Source organism: Candidatus Caldatribacterium sp. (assembly GCA_014359405.1).
GTDB classification, from domain to species: Bacteria; Atribacterota; Atribacteria; order Atribacterales; family Caldatribacteriaceae; genus Caldatribacterium; species Caldatribacterium oleiphilum.
The window spans coordinates 1-5,319 of the sequence record JACIZN010000118.1 but is presented as its reverse complement, the minus strand read 5'-3'; the positions used below and the strand labels follow the sequence as shown (position 1 = coordinate 5,319).

General features: G+C 52.9%; 7 protein-coding genes and 1 pseudogene. All 8 read left to right on the top strand.

All coding sequences use genetic code 11. From position 1 onward, the window contains the following. Positions 1 to 71 (top strand): hypothetical protein (locus H5U36_08605; GenBank protein MBC7218176.1); only part of this gene is annotated, 71 nt, incomplete at its 5' end. Next, the gene (locus H5U36_08600) at positions 64 to 768 is read left to right on the top strand and encodes an ABC transporter ATP-binding protein (GenBank protein ID MBC7218175.1); all 705 of its coding nucleotides are present in this window, start codon (positions 64 to 66) and stop codon (positions 766 to 768) included. The genes H5U36_08605 and H5U36_08600, both read left to right, overlap by 8 nt. 2 nt (positions 769 to 770) lie before the next feature. Next, the gene (locus H5U36_08595) at positions 771 to 1,670 is read left to right on the top strand and encodes a branched-chain amino acid ABC transporter permease (protein MBC7218174.1); all 900 of its coding nucleotides are present in this window, start codon (positions 771 to 773) and stop codon (positions 1,668 to 1,670) included. Beyond that, positions 1,667 to 2,634 (top strand): annotated as a pseudogene (locus tag H5U36_08590) (branched-chain amino acid ABC transporter permease). The gene H5U36_08595 and the pseudogene H5U36_08590 overlap by 4 nt, the downstream one beginning before the upstream one ends. Then, positions 2,607 to 3,365 (top strand): creatininase family protein, encoded by a 759-nt coding sequence (locus H5U36_08585; protein ID MBC7218173.1) that lies wholly within the window; start codon positions 2,607 to 2,609, stop codon positions 3,363 to 3,365. Before H5U36_08590 ends, H5U36_08585 begins: the two are co-directional and overlap by 28 nt. Then, positions 3,343 to 4,692: an asparagine--tRNA ligase gene (asnS, locus tag H5U36_08580; protein MBC7218172.1), complete on the top strand. Its 1,350-nt coding sequence runs from the start codon at positions 3,343 to 3,345 to the stop codon at positions 4,690 to 4,692. Before H5U36_08585 ends, asnS begins: the two co-directional genes overlap by 23 nt. Before the next feature lie 213 nt (positions 4,693 to 4,905). After that, complete coding sequence (locus H5U36_08575) at positions 4,906 to 5,070, top strand: helix-turn-helix domain-containing protein (GenBank protein ID MBC7218171.1); 165 nt, start codon at positions 4,906 to 4,908, stop codon at positions 5,068 to 5,070. Beyond that, a partial coding sequence (locus H5U36_08570; GenBank protein MBC7218170.1) for a helix-turn-helix domain-containing protein occupies positions 5,067 to 5,319 on the top strand: 253 nt, incomplete at its 3' end. The genes H5U36_08575 and H5U36_08570, both read left to right, overlap by 4 nt.

The window sequence follows — 5,319 nt, the reverse complement described above, 5'->3', positions numbered from 1 at the left end:
CTCCTGAGGAAGTTCGCAGAGACCCTCGGGTCATTGAAGCCTACTTGGGGACGGGTGATCTCGCTGCTTAGGCTCGAAAAGGTTACGGTAAGGTACGGTGTCATTCCGGCGGTACAGGAACTCGATCTTGAGGTTCGGGAGGGACAGATTGTGGCTCTCCTTGGAGCTAACGGAGCGGGAAAGACTACCACCCTCAAAACGGTGGTGGGGGTCCTTCAGCCCGCAAAGGGCCGGATTTTTTACAACGGAAGAGATGTCACCACCCTTTCTGCACCGCAGCGGGTCCGCATGGGGATTTGCCTCGTTCCCGAGGGAAGGGGGATTTTCAATCGCCTTACGGTTCGGGAAAACCTTCTTCTGGGAGCGTACCACAGGAATGACCAGGAAGAAATACTCAGAGATCTTGAGGAAGTGTACCGTCTTTTCCCTCGCTTGAAAGAAAGAGAAAATCAGATTGCCGGGACCCTAAGCGGTGGAGAACAGCAGATGCTGGCCATAGGACGGGGTCTCATGTCAAGGCCCAAGCTCATGCTCCTTGACGAGCCCTCTCTTGGTCTTGCTCCCCTCATCGTCCGGGAACTCTACGCCCTCATTCAGAACATTCGGGGAAAGGGTGTCACGATTCTCCTTGTAGAGCAGAGTGCTCCCATGGCGATGAGTGTTGCTGACTACGTCTACGTTCTGGAAACAGGAGTGGTGAAAATTTCCGGTACTCCCAAGGAAGTAAAATCCCTTGAAGAGGTAAAAAAGGTCTACCTGGGAGGATAGGCATGTTCTCACTCTCGTACTTCCTGCAGCAGAGCATGAACGGTGTGATTCTTGGGTGCATCTATGCCCTCCTTGCCCTGGGAATGACGGTGGTGTATGGGATTCTCCGACTCATTAATTTCGCCCATGGAGCCCTCATTACCTTGGGAGCATTCTTCATCTATTTCGTCTTCTTTCGGCTTGGCTTTCCTTTTGTGGCTTCGGTTTTCCTTGTCCTTGGGTTTGGGGGACTCATGGGGCTTGTCCTTGATTTTGTGGCCTACCGAAAGCTGAGAGGCGGACCAGAGGTTGCCCTGCTCATCACATCCCTTGGTTTCTACACGTTCATCGAAAACTTCACGAAACTCCTCGTATCCCCTCAACCGTACGCTTTCAAAACGCCGGCTTTTCTTGCTACTCTCTACCGAACTCCCTTTTTGACTTTCCGAACGGTGGATATTTTCATTATCCTGTCTTCTCTTCTCATTATGGTGGCCTTCCATCTTTTCGTGAAACGGACGAAAATGGGCATCGCCATGCGGGCTACCGCCGAAAACCTTGAAGTTGCTAACCTCATGGGGATAGAGGTGAACCGGGTCATTTCGGTTGCCTTTATCCTGGGGTCGGCCATTGCCGCTTTTACGGGATTCCTCTGGGGAGCAAAGTACGGCCAGATCTCCTACGATATGGGTTTTTTAACCGGAGTGAAGGCGTTCGTTGCCGTAGTGGTCGGGGGAGTGGGGAGTATTCCCGGGGCTATGCTTGGGGGTTTTGTCCTTGGGCTTGCTGAAGTGCTTTCCATTGCCTTTTTGCCCACTCGTTTCGCAGAGTACCGTGATGGAATTGTCTTTGCCATTCTCATTCTTGTTCTTCTTGTCCGTCCCTCGGGGATTATGGGAATGAGGGAAGAGGTGCGGGTATGAAAAAGGAGCTCTGGTTCATCGTTGGAGGACTTATCCTTTTTGGAGCCCTTTTTGTGGCTGAGCGTACTCTGAACCGGTACATTCTGCATATCCTCATTCTCATGGGGATTTACTCCATTGCCACCGTAAGCCTTAACCTCACGAATGGGTATACGGGGCTTTTCTCCCTGGGACATGCGGCCTTCATGGCCATTGGTGCGTATGCTTCTACGCTCTTAACCTTTCCTGTACCCCTGCGTGAAGCGTACGAGCTTCCTCGTCTTCCGTGGTTCCTTGGGGGACCGAATGCTGCCTGGCCCTTTTTTCCAGCCCTTCTTGTGGGGGGACTGCTGGCAAGCTGTGCCGCCCTCCTTGTGGGTGCTCCGGTCCTGCGCCTTCGGGGGCCAAAACCTTGAAGAGCATTACCCGGGGACCTATGGGCATAAGCGCCATTCCCCTCTACACGAACCTGTACTGGACGTTTCTTTGGCTTCTTGTCACGGTGTACGTTGTGTGGAGAATCGTGAATTCCCGTTTTGGCAGAGCAATGATGGCCATTCGAGATGACGAGACAGCAGCCCAGGTTCTGGGTATTTATCCGATGAAGTACAAGCTCTTTTCGTTTGCGGTGGGAGCATTTTTCGCAGGGGTGGCTGGAGGGCTGTACGCCCATTTCACCAAAGCTATTCGTCCTTTTGAATTTTCCTTTGCCATGACCTTTCAGATTGTCGTTATGCTCATCGTCGGCGGCATGGGAACAATGAGTGGACCAATTGTCGGGGCGGTGCTCCTTCTTACCCTCCGGTACGCACTGAAGCCCCTTGAGGAGCACCTGAAGCTCTATGGATTCATTGAACTCGTGTACGCGTTGCTCCTTATCGTGGTCATGCTCTGGAAGCCGGAGGGCCTCATGGGGAAACGAAGAGGTGTTTCAAGAGGGAGAAAGGAGGAAAAAGCATGGGCCGAGTTTTCCATCCCGAGATGACCTATGTGGACTTCAAGGAAGGAAATTTTGACAAGGCTATTGTAGCAGTGGGTTCGAGTGAAAATCACGGGTTCCATTTACCTTTTGGAACGGATACCCTTGTGGCTCAGGCCATTGCCCTTGAGGTGGCAAAGAGAGTTCCAAGAATGCTTGTCCTTCCCCCTCTCTACTACGGTGTGAGTTTCCACTACGATGCCTTTCCTTTCACGTTGACTCTCCGGCCGGAAGTCATGGTGGAGGTCCTTAAAGACGTTTTGACCTCCTGCATAAAGCAGGGGATTTCCCGTATCTTCATCATCAACGGCCACGATGGGAATATTGCGCCTATCGAAATTGCTGCTCGGTCCGTGAAGGTGGAATACCCGCAGGCCTTCCTGGCCTGTCTTCCTGCCTGGTGGGTTACAGCAGGAGAACTTCTTCCTCCGGGAACCTTTGAAGTATGGGGAGGACTTGGACACGCAGGGGAAGGCGAAACCTCTATCGTTCTCTACCTCTTTCCTGAGCTCTGCCGCATGGACGAGGCTCGAGGTGTGGTTCCGGATCTCCCGGAAGGACTTGAGATTAAGTGGCGGTTTGAGGAGCTCACGCCGTATGGAGCAACAGGGGACCCCAAAAAAGGAACAAGGGAAAAAGGAGAAAAGATGTTCCAGGCCCTTGTCGACTACGTTGTGCGCTTCATTGAAGAGATGGAGAAACGAGGGTGGAAGTATGGTGAGAAATCCCGTGTTTGAACGAGGATGGACGGCAGATCCGCTTCCCTGGGCTTCTATCGAAAACATTGACTGGTGGGAAGGAAAAGATGTTGAGCTCCGGGGATGGCTTGCGAACCGGCGTTCCAGCGGGAAGATTGTCTTCCTCATCATTCGGGACGGAACCGGATTCATTCAGGCCACCGTTGCCCTGAACGAGGTCTTTTCCCGGGAGGACTTGAAGTTTCTTGAGCGCCTTCCCTTTGAATCCGCTCTTCTTGTGCGTGGAAGGGTGAAACGGGAACCCCGTGCGCCTTTCTGCGGATATGAGCTTGAAGTCCAGGGCGTGAAGGTTCTTTCCCTTGCCCAGGAGGACTACCCGATTCAGAAGAAAGAGCACTCCGTGGAGTTCCTCATGGAACACCGGCATCTCTGGCTCCGCTCTCGGCGACAGAATGCCATCCTCAGAATCCGCAACACCGTTATCATGGGAATTCACGAGTTCCTCCAGAAAGAAGGGTTCACCCTTATCGATCCCCCAATTCTCACCCCCGCTGCTTGTGAGGGAACAACAACACTCTTTGAGCTTGAGTACTTTGACCTTGGAAAGGCTTACCTCTCCCAGAGCGGACAGCTCTACATGGAGGCAGCCTGCATGGCCTTTGGGAAAGTCTACTGCCTTGCTCCGGCTTTTCGAGCGGAAAAATCCAAGACCCGCCGTCATCTCACCGAGTTCTGGATGGTTGAGCCCGAGGCAGCTTTCTTCACCTTTGAGGACAACCTGAAACTTCAGGAGCGGCTTGTTTCTTTTGTCGTTCAGAAGGTCCTTGCCGAGTGTTCCCGAGAGCTTGAGATCCTTGAGCGGGATACGGAACCCTTGAAGAGAGTCGTTCCGCCCTTCCCCCGCATTTCGTACTCTGAAGCGGTGGAACTCCTCAAGAAGAAGGGATTTCCCACGGAGTGGGGCGATGATTTTGGTGGCGACGAAGAGACAGCCATTTCCGAGGAGTTTGATCGCCCCGTTTTCATCCATCACTATCCCAAGGCCATAAAGGCCTTTTACATGCAGCCGGATCCCGAGAATCCCGAGCTTGTCCTCAACGATGACCTCATAGCACCAGAGGGGTACGGAGAAATTATTGGTGGTAGCGAGCGCATTCACGACCTTGCCCTTCTTGAGGAACGCCTTCGGGAGCACAACCTCCCCCGAGAAGCCTTTGAGTGGTACCTTGATCTCCGCCGGTTTGGAACCTGTCCCCATTCTGGGTTTGGCCTTGGCATTGAGCGAACCGTTGCATGGATCTGTGGTATCCACCACATTCGGGAGACCATTCCCTTCCCTCGTCAGATTTACCGGATTTACCCGTAGTTTTTATATGGGTTTCCTGTCCCGGTTCACACAGATCTGCAACAGGTAGGGTAGACAAAAAAGAAGAGAGGCCTGTATCCTAACTCCAAAGAGTGAAAAGACAGAGAAAGGAGGCCTCTCTTCCCATGGCAAAGAGTAGCACAAGAGGGACAGAAACTATCCCGCTTCTCCGGTTCCTCACTCCACCTTGAGTCCCTCTTTGGGTATGCCTCTTTGGCAAAGCTTGCCAAGATCCATGGACTCTCCAAGAAAGCCAAGATCCGCCTTGAGGTCCTGGACTTTGCCAGGAACCACCCTGTTGCTGTCACCTGCAGGAGGTATGGCATTGCCCGGAGCACCTACTACCGCTGGAAGAGAAGTTCAACCCCAGGAACTTGAAAAGCCTTGAGGACCGCTCCAGAAGACCTAAGAAGGTCCGCAAACCCAAGTGGACCCCAGAACTCCTCAAGCGGATTCAAGAGCTCAAAGAGACCTATCCCTTCCTGGGGAAGGAGAAGCTCACCCTCTTCCTCAAAAGAGAGGGTTTTGAGGTCTCCTCTTCCACCGTAGGGAGGATCCTCTGGTACTTGAGAAGACGAGGAGTCCTCAGGGAAGCAAGAGTCCAGAAAGTCCAGGTGAAAAAGAGTG

Excerpts from the sequence above, each read along its gene's own strand:
- H5U36_08585 (MBC7218173.1), top strand. The coding sequence starts at position 2,607 with ATGGGCCGAGTTTTCCATCCCGAGATGACCTATGTGGACTTCAAGGAA.
- asnS (MBC7218172.1), top strand. The coding sequence starts at position 3,343 with ATGGTGAGAAATCCCGTGTTTGAACGAGGATGGACGGCAGATCCGCTT.
- H5U36_08595 (MBC7218174.1), top strand. The coding sequence starts at position 771 with ATGTTCTCACTCTCGTACTTCCTGCAGCAGAGCATGAACGGTGTGATT.